This is a genomic window from Kribbella jiaozuonensis (assembly GCF_005233875.1).
GTDB classification, from domain to species: domain Bacteria; phylum Actinomycetota; class Actinomycetes; order Propionibacteriales; family Kribbellaceae; genus Kribbella; species Kribbella jiaozuonensis.
Genome location: NZ_SZPZ01000003.1, coordinates 1,093,722 through 1,109,653, shown reverse-complemented (window position 1 = coordinate 1,109,653; position 15,932 = coordinate 1,093,722). Strand labels below are relative to the sequence as shown.

At 68.9% G+C, this 15,932-nt stretch carries 12 protein-coding genes; 6 read left to right on the top strand and 6 right to left on the bottom strand.

Annotation, left to right across the window (positions count from 1 at the left end; translation table 11 throughout):
• Positions 1-7 precede the first annotated feature (7 nt).
• The 5 genes from radA (at position 8) to FDA38_RS25085 (ending at position 5,936) form a co-directional block, all read left to right on the top strand.
• Complete coding sequence (radA, locus tag FDA38_RS25105; RefSeq protein ID WP_137256500.1) at positions 8-1,408, top strand: DNA repair protein RadA; 1,401 nt, start codon at positions 8-10, stop codon at positions 1,406-1,408.
• Between the two features lie 133 nt (positions 1,409-1,541).
• Positions 1,542-2,480: a beta-ketoacyl-ACP synthase III gene (locus tag FDA38_RS25100; protein ID WP_137256499.1), complete on the top strand. Its 939-nt coding sequence runs from the start codon at positions 1,542-1,544 to the stop codon at positions 2,478-2,480.
• Between the two features lie 180 nt (positions 2,481-2,660).
• Positions 2,661-3,755, top strand: coding sequence for a DNA integrity scanning diadenylate cyclase DisA (disA, locus tag FDA38_RS25095; RefSeq protein WP_202877807.1), 1,095 nt, complete (start codon positions 2,661-2,663; stop codon positions 3,753-3,755).
• 121 nt (positions 3,756-3,876) lie between these two features.
• A complete protein-coding gene (locus tag FDA38_RS25090) occupies positions 3,877-4,449 on the top strand; it encodes a PadR family transcriptional regulator (RefSeq protein ID WP_137256498.1) in 573 nt (190 codons plus the stop codon).
• Positions 4,425-5,936 (top strand): DHA2 family efflux MFS transporter permease subunit, encoded by a 1,512-nt coding sequence (locus tag FDA38_RS25085; RefSeq protein ID WP_137256497.1) that lies wholly within the window; start codon positions 4,425-4,427, stop codon positions 5,934-5,936. Before FDA38_RS25090 ends, FDA38_RS25085 begins: the two co-directional genes overlap by 25 nt.
• Here the strand turns inward: FDA38_RS25085 and FDA38_RS25080 are convergent, their stop codons facing one another.
• Positions 5,937-6,587: a hypothetical protein gene (locus FDA38_RS25080; protein ID WP_137256496.1), complete on the bottom strand. Its 651-nt coding sequence runs from the start codon at positions 6,585-6,587 to the stop codon at positions 5,937-5,939.
• Between the two features lie 164 nt (positions 6,588-6,751).
• Between FDA38_RS25080 and FDA38_RS25075 the strand changes: the two genes are divergently transcribed.
• Positions 6,752-7,630, top strand: a complete 879-nt coding sequence (locus tag FDA38_RS25075) for an A/G-specific adenine glycosylase (RefSeq protein WP_202877806.1) — start codon at positions 6,752-6,754, stop codon at positions 7,628-7,630.
• A 45-nt stretch (positions 7,631-7,675) separates the two neighbouring features.
• On the opposite strand, the gene FDA38_RS25070 is transcribed toward FDA38_RS25075, so the two are convergent.
• The 5 genes from FDA38_RS25070 to lysS all read right to left on the bottom strand — a co-directional run bounded on the left by FDA38_RS25070 (position 7,676) and on the right by lysS (position 15,924).
• Complete coding sequence (locus FDA38_RS25070; protein ID WP_137256495.1) at positions 7,676-8,620, bottom strand: DivIVA domain-containing protein; 945 nt, start codon at positions 8,618-8,620, stop codon at positions 7,676-7,678.
• Between the two features lie 72 nt (positions 8,621-8,692).
• Entirely contained in the window at positions 8,693-10,675 is a 1,983-nt protein-coding gene (locus FDA38_RS25065) for a kinetoplast-associated-like protein (RefSeq protein ID WP_137256494.1), read from the bottom strand.
• Between the two features lie 279 nt (positions 10,676-10,954).
• Positions 10,955-13,504 carry an ATP-dependent Clp protease ATP-binding subunit gene (locus FDA38_RS25060; protein WP_137256493.1) on the bottom strand — a complete coding sequence of 850 codons (2,550 nt, stop codon included), beginning with the start codon at positions 13,502-13,504 and terminating at the stop codon, positions 10,955-10,957.
• A gap of 340 nt (positions 13,505-13,844) precedes the next feature.
• A complete protein-coding gene (locus FDA38_RS25055; protein WP_134109801.1) occupies positions 13,845-14,174 on the bottom strand; it encodes a histone-like nucleoid-structuring protein Lsr2 in 330 nt (109 codons plus the stop codon).
• A gap of 229 nt (positions 14,175-14,403) precedes the next feature.
• Positions 14,404-15,924 (bottom strand): lysine--tRNA ligase, encoded by a 1,521-nt coding sequence (lysS, locus tag FDA38_RS25050; protein WP_137256492.1) that lies wholly within the window; start codon positions 15,922-15,924, stop codon positions 14,404-14,406.
• Positions 15,925-15,932: the final 8 nt, after the last annotated feature.

Sequence of the window (15,932 nt, the reverse complement as noted above, 5' to 3'; positions counted from 1 at the left end):
TGGTGCCATGGCGAAGGCGGCGACACAGGCGAAGGGCAAGTCGGCATACGCGTGCTCTGAGTGCGGATGGACGTCGGCGCGCTGGATCGGGCGGTGTGGCGAGTGCCAGGCCTGGGGCACGGTCGCCGAAGTCGGTGCGCCGAAGGCCGCGCGGATCACCGCGGGTCCCGTGTCGTCGCCCGCGATGCCGATCGCCAAAGTCTCCGCGATCGAGGCCGAGTCGCGTCCGACCGGTATCGGCGAGCTCGACCGCGTGCTCGGCGGCGGCGTCGTCCCGGGCGCGGTGATCCTGCTGGCCGGTGAGCCCGGTGTCGGCAAGTCCACTCTGCTGCTGGAGGTCGCGGCGCAATCGGCACGCGGCGGCCAACGGACTCTCTACGTCTCCGGCGAAGAGTCGGCTGCCCAGGTGCGGCTGCGCGCCGGCCGTACGGACGCGCTCGTCGACGAACTGTTCCTCGCCGCGGAGACCGACCTGTCCGCGGTCGTCGGGCAGATCGACGCGGTGGAGCCGTCGTTCCTGGTGATCGACTCGGTGCAGACGATGGCGCATCCCGAGGTCGACGGCGCTCCGGGTGGAGTGACGCAGGTCCGCGAGGTGACCGGTGCGCTGGTCCGGCTCGCGAAGGAGCGGCACATCGCGGTTGTGCTGGTCGGCCACGTCACCAAGGACGGCGCGATCGCCGGTCCGCGGATGCTCGAGCACCTGGTCGACGTCGTGCTCGCGTTCGACGGCGACCGGCACTCCGGGTTCCGGATGGTGCGCGCGACGAAGAACCGCTTCGGCCCGTCCGACGAGGTCGGCTGCTTCGACATGGTCGACACCGGGATCGTCGAGGTGACGGACCCGACCGGCCTGTTCGTGTCCGAGCACGCCGAGCCCGTCGCCGGGACGTGCGTGACGGTGATGATGGAGGGCCGGCGGCCGCTGCTGGCCGAAGTACAAGCGTTGGTCGGACCGTCCGCCGCACCACAGCCGCGCCGGACCACGTCCGGGTTGGAGTCGTCGCGAGTCGCAATGGTCCTCGCCGTACTCGGGAATCGCGCCGGACTGAAGCTGACCGACAAAGAGGTGTACGTCGCGACTGTCGGCGGCGTGAAGATCACCGAGCCGGTCGCGGACCTGTCCGTCGCGATCGCGGTCGCGTCCTCGGTGATGGACAAGCCGATCTACCCCGGGCTGATCGCGATCGGCGAGGTCGGCCTGGCCGGCGAGGTCCGGCGCGTCGGCGGTCTGGAGAAGCGGCTCGCGGAGGCGGCCCGGCTCGGGTTCACCAAGGCGATCGTCCCGGCCGACATCCCGAACCGGAGCAAGGACCTCAAGCCGATGGACATCCAGAAGAAGTACGGCCTGCGCACGTTCGCGGCTCCGGATCTGCCCTCCGCACTGATGGCCGCGGGTCTCGCCTGACGGCTGTGTTCCCCGCCACAGGGTGGACAGGGGGATCAACAGACCCGCAATCGGGAACGTACCCTGGGGGCGCCCCCACGCCGGGTTCGTCGTCGGACCTGGATAGCCCCCCGGATGACTGCAGGAGCACCTGATGACCGGATCAAGAGTTGTCGCGCTCGGCCACTACCAGCCGGAACGGGTGCTCACCAACGACGAGCTCGCCACCATGGTCGAGACCAACGACGAGTGGATCCAGAGCCGGGTCGGAATCCGTGAGCGCCGGATCGCAGCCCCGGACGAGTCCGTCGACGAGATGGCCTGGCGCGCCGCCGACAAGGCGATCGCGAACGCCGGCCTGGACATCGCCGAGATCGACTACGTGGTCGTCGCAACGTGTACCGCGATCGACCGCTCGCCGAACATCGCTGCCCGCGTCGCCGCCCGGCTCGGCCTCGGCAACCCGGCCGCGATCGACCTGAACACCGCCTGCTCCGGGTTCGCGTACGCACTGGCCACCGCCGACCAGGCGATCCGGGCCGGCGCCGCGTCGAAGGCCGTGGTGATCGGCGTCGAGAAGCTCAGCGACTGGACCGACTGGACCGACCGCACCACCTGCGTACTGATCGGCGACGGCGCGGGTGCTGCCGTCGTGGTCGCCGACGAGGACCCCGGGATCAGCCCGGTGGTCTGGGGCTCGGTGCCGGAGATGTCCGACGCGGTCCGGATCGAAGGCCGCGAGGGCCCGTTCCAGCAGGAGGGCCTGAGCGTCTTCCGCTGGGCCACCACGCAGCTCCCCGAGATCGCGCAGCAGGTCTGCGAGAAGGCCGGGCTGAAGCCGGAGGAGCTCGGCGGCGTCGTCCTGCACCAGGCGAACCTGCGCATCATCGAGCCGCTCGCGAAGCGGCTCGGCGCGACCAACGCCGTGGTCGCCAAGGACGTCGTGGAGTCCGGCAACACCTCGGCCGCGAGCATCCCGATCGCGTTGTCGAAACTGGTCGAGAAGCGCGAGATCCCGTCCGGCGCGCCGGTGCTGCTGTTCGGATTCGGCGGCGGTCTGTCGTACGCCGGTCAGGTCATCCGCTGCCCCTGACGCGACAAGCGTCGTACGCCGGTTGCGCGTGATCACGCGGGAAACGAGTACTGCACGGTCCGGATGCACGGGCGGGTGCACGCGCAACCGCAACTGCGGACCGCGTCACACCGCGTGCGTCCGGCCGAGCGGCAGATATCCGCACAACTGCGTCCGCGTAACCGCATAGACTCAGGTTCCGTGGCACCGAACACGGACAAGAACAGCACCGGCGCCCGCCTGCGCGCGACGCTCGCGGCGGTCGCGCCCGGCACCGAACTGCGCGAAGGCCTGGAACGGATCCTGCGCGGCCGGACCGGCGCACTGATCGTGCTCGGTCACGACAAGGCCGTCGACGCGATCTCCACCGGCGGCTTCGAGATCGACGTCGAGTTCACCGCGACCGGACTGCGCGAGCTCAGCAAGATGGACGGCGCGATCGTCCTCGACCGCGAGGCGACCCGGCTGATCCAGGCCGCCGTACACCTGATGCCGGATCCGTCGATCGTCACCCAGGAGACCGGCACCCGGCACCGGACCGCCGACCGGGTCGCGCGGCAGACCGGGTTCCCGGTGATCTCGGTCTCGCAGTCGATGCACATCATCGCGCTGTACGTCGACGACCAGCGGTACGTGCTCGAGGACTCCGGCGCGATCCTGTCCCGCGCGAACCAGGCCCTCGCCACCCTCGAGCGGTACAAGCTGCGCCTCGACGAGGTGTCCGGCACGCTGTCCGCGCTCGAGATCGAGGACCTGGTCACGGTCCGGGACGTGGCCGCCGTCGCGCAACGGCTGGAGATGGTCCGCCGGATCGCCACCGAGATCGACGGGTACGTCGTCGAGCTCGGCACCGACGGCCGCCTGCTCACCCTCCAGCTGAACGAGCTCGTCGCCGGTGTCGCCGGCGAACGCGAGCTGGTCGTCCGCGACTACCTCCCGCCGGCCACGGGTCGCCGGGCCAAGACGGCGGACGACGTACTGCTCGAGCTGGACGCGGTCAGCCCGACCGACCTGCTCGACATCGGCCAGGTCGCCCGCGCCCTGCAGCTCGGCGGCGCCGAGCAGCTCGACGCCGCGGTCACCCCGCGCGGGTACCGGCTGCTGGCCAAGGTGCCGCGGCTTCCGGGTGCCGTGATCGACCGGCTGATCGACCACTTCGGCCACCTGCAGAAGTTGCTCGCGGCAAGCATCGACGACCTGCAGACGGTCGAGGGCGTCGGCGAGAACCGCGCCCGCACGGTCCGCGAAGGCCTGTCCCGGCTGGCCGAGTCCAGCATCCTGGAACGCTACGTCTGACCACCCGTAGTCACCTGGCGCCTCCGGTTCGTGAAAGAACCGGAGGCGTCTTGCATTTCTGCCCGCTCAGGCGAATACTCCACATGGAACATTTGGCGCGGAACAATCCGACTGGAGGATCATGGCCGACCTCACCCCGCTGGCGATCTCGGTGCTGGCGCTGCTCGAGGAGAAGCCGATGCACGCCTACGAGATGTACCAACTGCTCGTCAGCCGGCACAACCACCGGATCGTCAAGGTCCGGCCCGGCTCGCTGTACCACACGGTCGAGCGGCTGGCCGGGCAGGAGTACGTGCGTGCGACCGGCACCGAGCGGGCCGGCAACCGGCCCGAGCGGACGACGTACGAGATCACCCCGGCCGGCAGCGAGGCGCTGGTCCGCCGGGTCGAGAGCGGGATCGAGACCTTCGCCTACGAGTACCCGGTCTTCCCGGTGTTCCTGGCCGAGGCGCACAACCTCGACGCCGAGGACGCCGTACTGCGGTTCCGCCGCCGGATCGAGGATCTGGACTTCTGGCTGGCCGACGTGGACAAGGCTGTGGCCGGCGCACAGGCCCGGAACGTGCCCGAGCCGTACTGGCTGGCCGCCGGCTACATCCGCGCGCAGGTCAGGGCGGAACGCGACTGGCTCACCACCACCATCGAACGTATCGAGAGCAAGGACCTGGAATGGCAACCCGACAAGACGCAGTGAGGCCCGAGGTGCGGCCGTGGCCCGCACTGTGGGCACTGGTGCTCGGCTTCTTCATGATCCTGGTCGACTCGACCATCGTCTCGGTCGCGACGCCCGCGATCCTCGAGGACCTCGGGTCGGACGTCGGCACCGTGGTCTGGGTGACGAGCGCCTACCTGCTGGCGTACGCCGTACCGCTGCTGATCACCGGACGCCTCGGTGACCGGATCGGACCGAAGAAGCTCTACCTGGCCGGACTGGCGTTGTTCACGCTCGCGTCGGTCTGGTGCGGGCTCACCAACTCGATCGAGATGCTGATCGTGGCCCGGGTCTTCCAGGGTCTCGGCGCCTCGATGATGACTCCGCAGACGATGGCCGTCATCACCCGCATCTTCCCACCGGACCAGCGCGGCCGGGCGATGAGCCTGTGGGGCGCGACCGCCGGCGTGGCGACGCTGGTCGGCCCGATCCTCGGCGGTGTGCTCGTCGACGGGCTCGGCTGGCAGTGGATCTTCTTCATCAACGCCCCGGTCGGCGTGGTCGGCTTCTTCCTGGCGCTGCGACTGGTGCCGGACCTCCCGACGCACGAGCACAAGTTCGACCTGATCGGTGTCGTGCTGAGCGCGCTCGGGTTGTTCCTGCTGGTCTTCGGTATCCAGGAGGGGCAGAAGTACAACTGGGGCCAGATCAAGGGCCCGATCACGGTCTGGGGTCTGATCATCTCCGGGATCGTCGTACTGGCGATCTTCGTCGTCTGGCAGTCCCGTAACCGCGGCGAGCCGTTGCTGCCGCTGGGTCTGTTCAAGGACCGGAACTTCTCACTGGCGAACGTCGCGATCACCACGGTCGGCTTCGCGATCACCGCGATGGCGTTCCCGCTGATGCTGTACGCGCAGGCGGTCCGCGGTCTGTCGCCGACCAGGTCGGCCTTGCTGCTGGTGCCGATGGCGGTCATCTCCGGTGCGCTGGCGCCGTTCGTCGGCCGGCTGGTCGACCGGACGCCGCCGCGGTTCATCGCCGGCTTCGGCCTGCTGTGCTGCTCGGTGTCGATGTTCTGGATGAGCCAGGTGATCGAGCCGGACGTGGCGATCTGGGAACTGCTGCTGCCGATCGCGCTGCTTGGTGTGGCCAACGGCTTCATGTGGGCGCCGATCGGCACCACCGCCACGCGGAACCTGCCGATGCATCAGGCCGGCGCCGGTGCTGGTGTTTACAACACGACCCGTCAGGTCGGCGCGGTGCTGGGCAGTGCGAGCATCGCCGTACTGATGGAGTCGCGGCTGGCGCACAACCTACCGGCTATGCCGGGTGGTGCCGCGGCTGAAGGTTTTGCGGGCGGCAAGCTGCCGGAGGCGGTGCGGCAGGGGTTCAGTGACTCGATGGCGCAGTCGCTGCTGTTGCCGGCCGCAGTACTGCTGATCGGACTGGTTGCGGCACTGCTGTTCGTGGCGCCGTCGCACCTGCAGAAGAAGCCGGACGCCGCGACGCAGCCGGCCGAAGCTGCCTGATCAGACGACCTGGAAGGCTTGTGCGCTCGACAGGTGGCCGTCGTACTCGGCCTTGACGACGTACGTTCCGGGCTTGGCGACCGGTTGACCCGGTAGACAGCCAGGCCCGGAACGGTGTCCGTTCCACGGCACCGTGACGGCCGCCTGCTTGCCCTTGGCAACAACCAGCGTGGCGGTCTGGATCACCTTGCTGCATTGGCTGGTGCTCCAGATCAGGTCGTTGCCCGACGTCACGGTCACGGTCAGCTTGTCGTTGCTGATCGTTGCCTTGCACCCGTCGTCGACCGGGGCCAGCTGGACGACGAAGTTCAGCACCGAGCCGGAGACGATCTTCCGGTTCCCCGGCAGTGCGTCGATGCGTACGTCGGAACCCGTGCAGGCGAGGTCCGCGGGCGGTGTGGTCTTCGTCGGCTTCGGAGTCGGCGTCCGGGACGGCGTCGTACTCGACGAGGTGCTCGGGGCCGAGGCCGGCGGTGCGCCGGACGGGTTCGGCTGCGGGTCGGTCGCGGCGGTGTTCTGCGCGTCGCCGTCCCCGGAGAAGAGCCGGGAGATCAGAAAGACCAGCACGACTACGACCGCGAGCACCAGTCCCCGGCGGAACCAGTACACGCTGGCGGGCAGGTGCCCGACCGGACGGAGCAGGCTGCTCATGAAGCGCACTCTAATATCGGCACTGTGCTGGACCACTCAGGCTCGCCGCTGTGCTGTTGGCCGCGACTCCGTCGCGGCGGGTCATGGGGCTGTGCCTCCCGGCCTTCCCTCGTCGCTCCGGTCGCTTCGCTCCCTCCGCTCCTCAGTCCAGGCCGGGAGGCCCCATGACCGGGGCCACTGCTCTCCACGAGCCAGTCCTGCGTTGGTACGACGCGAACGCTCGCGTGCTGCCGTGGCGGGAGCCGGGTGCCGGGGCGTGGGCGGTGATGGTGAGTGAGTTCATGCTGCAGCAGACGCCGGTGAATCGGGTGCTGCCGGCGTACCGGAGCTGGTTGGAGCGGTGGCCCAAGCCGGTGGACCTGGCCGCAGCGGCCCCTGGTGAGGCTGTGAGGGCCTGGGACCGGCTCGGGTACCCCAGGCGCGCTCTGCGGCTGCACGCGGCGGCTCAGGCGATTGTGGAGCGCCACGGCGGCGAAGTACCGGACGACCACGCCGCACTGCTCGCACTGCCCGGCGTAGGCACCTACACCGCCGCCGCGATCGCATCGTTCGCCTTCGGCCGGCGTCATGCCGTCGTCGACACCAACGTCCGCCGGGTCCTCGCCCGCGCGCTGACCGGCGTCGCCCAGCCGACCATCTCCCCCACCGCGGCAGACCAGCGCCTAGCCGCCGAGGCTCTCCCCGCTGACGAGGCAACAGCCGCCCGCTGGGCCGTCGCCTCGATGGAGCTCGGCGCCCTCATCTGCACCGCCCGTACGCCGAACTGCGCCGACTGCCCGATCCGCGCGCAGTGCGCCTGGGTCTGCGCCGGCAGTCCGCCGTACGACGGCCCGCCGCGCCGCGGCCAGACCTACGAGGGCACCGACCGGCAGGCCCGCGGCCGCCTGCTCGCCGTACTGCGTGCCGCGTCGACGCCGGTGTCCAAGGACAAGCTCGACGCGTCGTGGCCGGACGCCGTCCAACGCGAACGCGCGCTGGACGGATTAGTTGCCGACGGCCTCGTAGAACCGCTGGCCCGCAAGCGTTACCGGCTCCCCGAATAGCAAGAGGCCGGCTCGACGACTCGAGCCGGCCTCTTCGATCCTGCTTCAGTTCTTCTTGCCGGCGGCTTCTTCTTCGTCGTCGGCGAGCAGGTCGAGCGGCATCGCCGGGCTGCCGGACAGCGTCGCCAGCATCTGGCGGACGTTGGTCAGCTGCGCGTTGATGCTGTCGCGACGCTGGGTCGCGGCGGCGAGCTCACGCTCGGACTCGGCGCGGATCCGCTCGGACTTGTCCTTCGCGGCGGCGACGATCTCCTGGGCCTGCCGGTTGGCGTCGGCCAGCTGCTGCTGCGACAACCGCTCGGCCTCGGAACGCGACCGGTCGGCCTCCCGCTGCACCTGGGCAGCGCGGTCGGTGACGGCGGCCAGCTGCTGCTCGGCCAGCGCGGTGCGGGCAGCGAACTCCTGCTCGACCTTGCCCCGGCGCTCGGCCAGGGTGGTCTCGAAGGCAGCCGCGGCCTGAGCGGACTTGGCCCGCTCCTGCTCGTACAGCGCCTGGGCCTCGCTGCGGCGCGCGGTGGCGTCGCGCTCGGCCTCGTCGCGCATGTCGTCGGCCTGGGTCCGGGCCTCTTCGAGGATCCGGGCGGCCTCGGCGTCGACCTCGCTCTTCCAGTCCAGGGAGTACTGCTCGGCCTCCTTGCGGACCTTCTTCGCGTGCGACTCACCGTCGGCGACGATCGCCTCCGCGTCGGTGCGGGCGCGGGTCACCAGGTCACGGGCCTCGTCATCGGCCAGCGACAGGATCTTCGCGACGCGCTCACCGAACTCGGTGAAGGTCGGCGTGCGGTCCTTGGAGTCCTCCTGGGCGGAGATGACGGCCGCTTCCGCTGCGTCCGTGCGGGACTGCAGCTCCTGTACATGACGCTGCAGCTGCTCGGACTGCTGCTGCAGCGCAGTCAGAGAGGTGGTCAGCTCACGGATGTGCTGGTCCACCTGGGCAGGCTCGTAGCCACGCAGAACGGTACGGAACGGGGTTGGGCTTTCACTGCTCATGTTTTCCGATGCTCACTTCGATGGGTGGGTGGATCACACATTGTCACTGACAAGGATCTGACTGTCACGTCCTCATCCTGATTCCCCCGTGGAACCCTCACTGGAGGACATTCCACCACCTGGGCGGAACCCCGGTACAGCGAGTGCCTCGATCACACCCGAAAGCTGGGTGAGCTCCTTGGTGATCTCATCACGGCGCTGGTTCAACGCCGCGACCCTCGCCTCGGCTTCGGCGAGAAGTTTTCGTGCCTGTGCCCGAAGACTATCGGCGTGGTCGCGCGCCTGGGCCTCGAGTTGCTGGGCTTCGCCCCGCGACCTGCGGATCAGCTCGTGCGACTGGCGCTGTGCCTCGGCCAGGTCGTTGGCCGCGCGCTCGCGCAGATGCTGGGTTGCGGCCTCTGCCTCGGCCTCGCGGCGGTTGGCCCGCTCGATGATCTCGCGGGCGTCGTTCGCGGCCGCGCCCTTGAGCCGGTCGGCCCGGGCCTGCGCCTGGGCGGTGACCTTCTCGGCCTCCTGCTTGGCGGCGGCCAGCGTCGCCTCGGCCTGCTCGCCGGCGGAGTACAGCGTGGTCTCGGCGAGCGCGGTCAGCTCGGCGTTCTCCTTGGCGATCGCGTCCTGGGTCTGCTTGAGGCGGCTGGTCGAGCGGCCGACGACGCGGCGCAGGTGCGCCCGCTTCTGCCGCATCAGCTCGGTGGCGTCGCTGGCGGCCGCGTCACGGATCGACTGCGCCTCGGTCTCCGCGGCGCCGATCAGGTCGTCGACGGTCTTCTTGCTCCACAGCGTCTGCTTCTCGGCCTCGGCCATCGCCGCCTCGGCGACCTTGTTCGCGTCCTCGACGATCCGCTGCGCCTCGCCCGACGCCGTCCGGCGGTCGGCCTCGATCGAGTCGACGACGAGCTTGGCCTGGGCCCTCGCGTCGGCCATCAGCCGCTCGTTGCCGGCCTCGGCCTCGGCCTTGCGCTCGGCGATCTCGGCGACGGCCTCGGCCCGCAGCTTGTCGATCTCCAGCGAGATCGCGGCCAGCTTGGCCCGCTCGGTCTCCTCGAGCTCCGCCGTACGGCGTTCCAGCTCGGTCCGGTTCTCGCCGCGCAGCCGCTCGATCTCGGCATGGGCCTCGCCGATCTCGCGACGGGACTTCTCCCGGGCCACCTCGACCTCGCGCTCGACCGCGGCCCGCAGGTCGCCGGCCTCGGACTCGGCCCGGGCGATCAGGGCGGCCTCGTTGCGCGCGGCGGCCTGCGACACCAGCGCGGCCTGCTCACCGGCGTCGGAGACCAGCTGCTGCGCTTCCTTGCCGGCCCGCTCGACGGTGGACTGCGCCGACTCGCGGGCCAGCTGGGCCTCTTCGAGCAGCTCGTCGGCCTCTTCCTTGACGCGAGCCGCTTCGCTCTCGGCGGCGGCGATCCGGCGCTGTGCCGCGGCCTGCGACTCGGCCCGCAGCTGGTCGGCGCTCGCCTGGCTCTCGAGCTGCAGCTTCTCGGCCGCGGCCTCCGACTCCGCCCGGCGCTTCGCGACCTCGTCGGCGACGGCGGCGCGGAGCTGCTCGGCGGCAGACTCCGACTCGGTCTTCAGCCGCTCCGCGATCGCGGTGGCCTCGGAACGGACCCGCTCGGCCTCCGCGTTCGCATCGGCGGTCAGCTTGTCGGCCGCGGCGGCAGCATCCCGCCGGACCCGATCGGAGTCGGCGGTGGACTCGGCCCGCAGCCGGTCGGCGGCTTCCTCTGCCTCGGAGCGGACCCGCTCGGCCTCGGCCTCGGAATCGGTACGGAGTTGTTCTGCGGCCCGCTCGGCGTCGTTCAGGACCCGCTGGGCGGCCGTCATCGCGTCGGTCCGGAGCTTGCGGGCGGCGGCCTCGGCCTCGGCCTTCAGGCGCTCGTTCTCGGCGCGGATCCGGCCGGCCTCGTCGCGGGCCAGGTCGTTCTCGTGCTCGGCCTGCTCGCGCAACGTGTCCGCGATCCGCTGGGCCCGCTCGAGTACGCCGCCGGCCTGCCGCACGCCAAAGGAACCGGTGTCAGCGACCGGTTCCTGGGTCAGGGGCAGACGCGGAGCGTCCATGCGACGAGATGATTCCATCCCCGGCCCCCTTTCCGACAGTCCGGGTCCGAACAGCGTGCTCACAGGGTTAACAACGCGGTAGACAGGCGGTAGGTAACTGCTTCATCAGCAGTTGCGCGATCTTCCCATCGATACGTTGGCGGGCGCGACCCACTCCTGTATCGAAGTGGTCACGCTCCGCAGGACGATACGACCAATCAGTAGCATCCGCGCAAATCGAGCGTGTCGCCGGACATGCAGAAGGCCCCGCCGGAGCGGGGCCTTCTGGGTTCGCCGTGGTTACGAGTCCTGCACTCCGGACGCCGGACCGGTGCCGCCGCCGGCGGTCAGGTCGGTCAGCTCCAGGTCGGACGCCGAGGACTTCTCGTTGCCCTTGAAGGTGAAGAACTCGGTCACGCCGTCGTCGTTGACCTTGCCCTCGGGGATCGCGTCGACCAGGACGATCTGGCCGGGACGCAGCTCCCCGAACAGGATCTTCTCGGCCAGCACGTCCTCGATGTCACGCTGCAAGGCGCGACGCAACGGACGGGCACCCAGCACCGGGTCGAAGCCACGCTCGGCGGCCAGCTTCTTCGCCGCCGGGGTGAGCTCGATCCCCATGTCCTTGTCCTTCAGCCGCTGCTCGATCTGGGCGACCATCAGGTCCACGATCCGGACGATGTCCTCCATCGTGTGCTGGTGGAAGACCACGATCTCGTCGACACGGTTCAGGAACTCGGGCCGGAAGTGCTGCTTGAGCTCCTCGGTGACCTTCGCCTTCATCTTCTCGTACGAGCCGCCGACATCGTTGGCCTGGGAGAAGCCGAGGCTCACCGACTTGGCGATGTCCTTGGTACCCAGGTTCGTGGTCATGATGATGACGGTGTTCTTGAAGTCGACCACGCGGCCCTGGGCATCGGTCAGACGACCCTCGTCCAGGATCTGCAGCAACGAGTTGAAGATGTCCGGATGGGCCTTCTCCACCTCGTCGAACAGCACCACGGAGAACGGCTTGCGGCGGACCTTCTCGGTCAGCTGGCCACCCTCTTCGTAGCCGACGTAACCCGGAGGCGAGCCGAACAGCCGCGAGGCCGTGTGCTTCTCCGAGTACTCCGACATGTCGAGGCTGATCAGCGCGTTCTCGTCGCCGAACAGGAACTCGGTCAGCGCCTTCGACAGCTCGGTCTTACCGACACCGGACGGGCCGGCGAAGATGAACGAGCCGCTCGGGCGACGCGGGTCCTTCAGGCCGGCGCGAGTACGCCGGATGGAGCGGGACAGCGCCTTGACCGCGTCCTCCTGGCCGATGTAGCGCTTGTGGAGTTCCTTCTCCATGTCGAGCAGCCGGGAGGACTCCTCCTCGGTCAGCTTGAACACGGGGATGCCCGTCGCGGTGCTGAGCACCTCGGCGATCAGCTCCTCGTCGACCTCGGCGACGACATCCATGTCGCCGGCCTTCCACTGCTTCTCCCGCTCGGACTTCGCGTTGATGAGCTTCTTCTCGTCGTCGCGCAGCCGCGCGGCGCGCTCGAAGTCCTGCGCGTCGATCGCCGACTCCTTCTCCCGACGAACGGTCGCGATCTTCTCGTCGAACTCGCGCAGGTCCGGCGGAGCCGTCATCCGGCGGATCCGCAACCGGGCCCCGGCCTCGTCGATCAGGTCGATCGCCTTGTCCGGCAGGAACCGGTCCGAGATGTACCGGTCGGCCATCTGCGCGGCGTTGACCAGCGCGGCATCGGTGATCGTCACCCGGTGGTGCGCCTCGTACCGGTCGCGGAGGCCCTTGAGGATCTCGATCGTGTGAGCGATCGAGGGCTCGGCCACCTGGATCGGCTGGAACCGGCGCTCCAGCGCGGCGTCCTTCTCGACGTACTTGCGGTACTCGTCGAGGGTGGTCGCGCCGATGGTCTGCAGCTCACCACGGGCCAGCATCGGCTTCAGGATGCTCGCGGCGTCGATCGCGCCCTCGGCCGCACCGGCCCCGACGAGGGTGTGGATCTCGTCGATGAACAGCACGATGTCGCCGCGGGTGCGGATCTCCTTGAGCACCTTCTTCAGGCGTTCCTCGAAGTCACCGCGGTAGCGCGAACCGGCTACCAGGGCACCCAGGTCGAGGGAGTAGATCTGCTTGTCCTTCAGCGTCTCCGGGACGTCACCACGGACGATCTGCTGGGCCAGACCTTCCACGATGGCGGTCTTGCCGACACCCGGCTCACCGATCAGGACAGGGTTGTTCTTGGTCCGCCGGGACAGCACCTGCATGACCCGCTCGATCTCCATCTCGCGCCCGATCACCGGGTCGAGCTTCGCCTCACGAGCGGACTGGGTGTAGTTCCGGCCGAACTGGTCGAGCACCAGGGAGCTGCTCGGCGCACCCTCGGTGGGCGCACCGGCTGTCGAGGTCTCCTTGCCCTGGTAACCGCTCAGCAGCTGGATGACCTGCTGCCGGACCTTGTTCAGGTCCGCACCGAGCTTGACCAGGACCTGCGCTGCGACACCCTCACCCTCGCGGATGAGGCCGAGCAGGATGTGCTCGGTGCCGATGTAGTTGTGGCCCAGTTGCAGGGCCTCGCGCAGGGAGAGCTCCAGCACCTTCTTGGCGCGGGGGGTGAACGGGATGTGCCCGCTCGGGGCCTGCTGCCCCTGGCCGATGATCTCCTCGACCTGGGAACGAACGGCCTCGAGCGAGATACCCAGGCTCTCGAGAGCCTTGGCGGCGACCCCTTCACCCTCGTGGATCAGGCCGAGCAGGATGTGCTCGGTCCCGATGTAGTTGTGGCTGAGCATCCTGGCCTCTTCCTGAGCCAGGACGACTACCCGACGGGCGCGGTCCGTAAATCGTTCAAACATCGCCAAAGCGCTCCTTGCCTCAGAGGAGTCGGACGTGCCGTGTTGGCCGACCCCCGTACATGCATGCTAGTCCCCGGCGCCGACAGGCTCGCTCTCGGCGAACATCCGATCACGCTTCCATCGACTGCCCGGGTGGCATCACAAGGGAACAACCGCACTGATCACCAGCGTGTTCCCACTCCGACCCGATCAGACAGCGTGTTCGCCACCAGCGAATTTCCCCAACTACCTGTCCGGTCAGTCACCAGATCCGACACGCCGTGTCCCACTCTGTGAAACAACCGGAATGCGGACGGTCCCGGCATCCCAATGAAGGGAGCCGGGACCGGCGGTCGAAAAGTTACTTGGCTTCGTTGTACGCCGCGCGCACCTCGGCGGAGATCCGGCCTCGCTCGCTGACCTCGTAGCCGTTCTCCTTGGCCCAGGCCCGGATGTCGGCTGAGTCCGACGCCGAGCGGCCCCGGCCCCGCGTCCGGCCCGCGCCGCCGCGGCGGCCGGAGACCCGGCGCCCCGAGCCGACATAAGCGGCCAGTGCGTCCCGCAGTTTTGCGGCGTTCTTCTTGGACAGGTCGATCTCGTACGTCGTTCCGTCCAGCCCGAAGGTGACGGTCTCGTCGGCCTTACCGCCGTCGAGATCGTCCTCGAGAACCACCTGAACCCTTTGCGCCATCGATGACAACCTTTCCGCGCCCGCCATCGGGCACAATCCCCCTGCCGAATTGTTAGCACCTGATTTGTACCGCACAAACCGGGTTCGTGTCATTCATCGACGCCGCACAGCCATCGTAACTTTGAGTATTCATCCCACTCGTAAGCGGCTGGACCGGAATGCATTCGACCCCGGATTTGCGGAACCAGTCCGTTGTGCTATGCAACGATCTGACGGGGGATTCGGACCGTCATTCCGGCCGGAGCAACGGGAAGAGAATGGTCTCCCGGATACCGGTCCCGGTGAGAAGCATCACCAACCGGTCCAGGCCCATCCCCATGCCACCCGCCGGCGGCATCCCGAATTCCATCGCGCGGAGGAAGTCCTCGTCCAGCTCCATTGCCTCGGGGTCACCGGCCGCGGCCTGCAACGACTGTGCCACCAGGCGATCGCGCTGGATCACCGGGTCGTTCAGCTCGGAGTACGCGACCCCGAGCTCGACGCCGTTGACGAACAGGTCCCAGGCCTCGACCAGGCCCGGAATTTCGCGGTGCGGCTTGGCCAACGGCCGTGCCGACTCCGGATAGTCGCGGACAAAGGTGGGCTGGATCAGCGTGTGCTCGCACAGCTTCTCGAACAAGTCGACGGCGATCTCACCGACATTCCGGCCCGGCTGCAGCTCGACGTCGTGCTGCTCGGCCAACTTGGTCAGAGTGGCCAGGTCGGTGGTCACGTCGACACTCTCGCCGACCGCTTCGGAGAGCAGCCCGAAAAGCGTCGCGTGCCGGAACGGCTGCTCGACGTCGATGGTCGAACCGTCGCGCGCAGTGATCGTCGTACGACCGATCGCACGGCCCGCGTTCCGGATCAGCTCCTGGATGAGTTCGGCCATCGAGTCGTAATCGCCGTACGCCTGATAGGCCTCGATCATCGAGAATTCCGCCGAGTGGGTGGAGTCCAGCCCCTCGTTGCGGAACGTGCGGCCGATCTCGTAGACCCGGTCGACGCCGCCGATCATCGCCCGCTTCAGGTCGAGCTCGAGCGCGATCCGCAGCTTCATCTCCTGGTCGAACGCGTTCAGGTGCGTGCTGAACGGACGGGCCGCGGCGCCGCCGTTGGTCAGCTGCAGCACCGGCGTCTCGACCTCGACGAAGCCGTGCTCGTCGTACGTCGCGCGCAGCGCCTTCAGCACGGCTGCCTTCGCGCGGACCATCTCGCGGGCCTCGGGCCGGACGATCAGGTCGACGTACCGCATCCGGACGCGGGCCTCTTCGCTGAGCGGCTTGTGTTCGTTCGGTAGCGGGCGCAGGGTCTTGGCGGCCAGCTGCCACCCGGTCACCTGCACCGACAGCTCGCCGCGCCGGCTGGTGATCACCTCGCCCTGAACGGCCAGCAGGTCGCCGATGTCGACGAGCTGCTTGAACCGGGCCAGCCCCTCCTCGCCCAGGTCGGCCAGCGACAGCATCACCTGCAGCTCGGTCCCGTCGCCCTCCCGGAGCCGGACGAAGCACAGCTTGCCGGTGTTGCGCAGGAAGATCACCCGGCCGACCACGGCGACCTGCTCGCCGGTCCGGGTGTCGGGCTCCAGGTCCTGGCTGTCGTACTTCGCCCGCAGGTCCTTCAGCAGGTGCGTCCGCGGCACCGAGATCGGGTACGGCGGGACGCCTTCGGCCAGTAGCCGGTCACGCTTCTCCCGGCGAACCCGCATCTGCTCGGGCAGGTCGTCCTGCCCGTTGTCGGGGTTCACCGGGTCCACGTGCGTATCAGTCATGGCTTAAG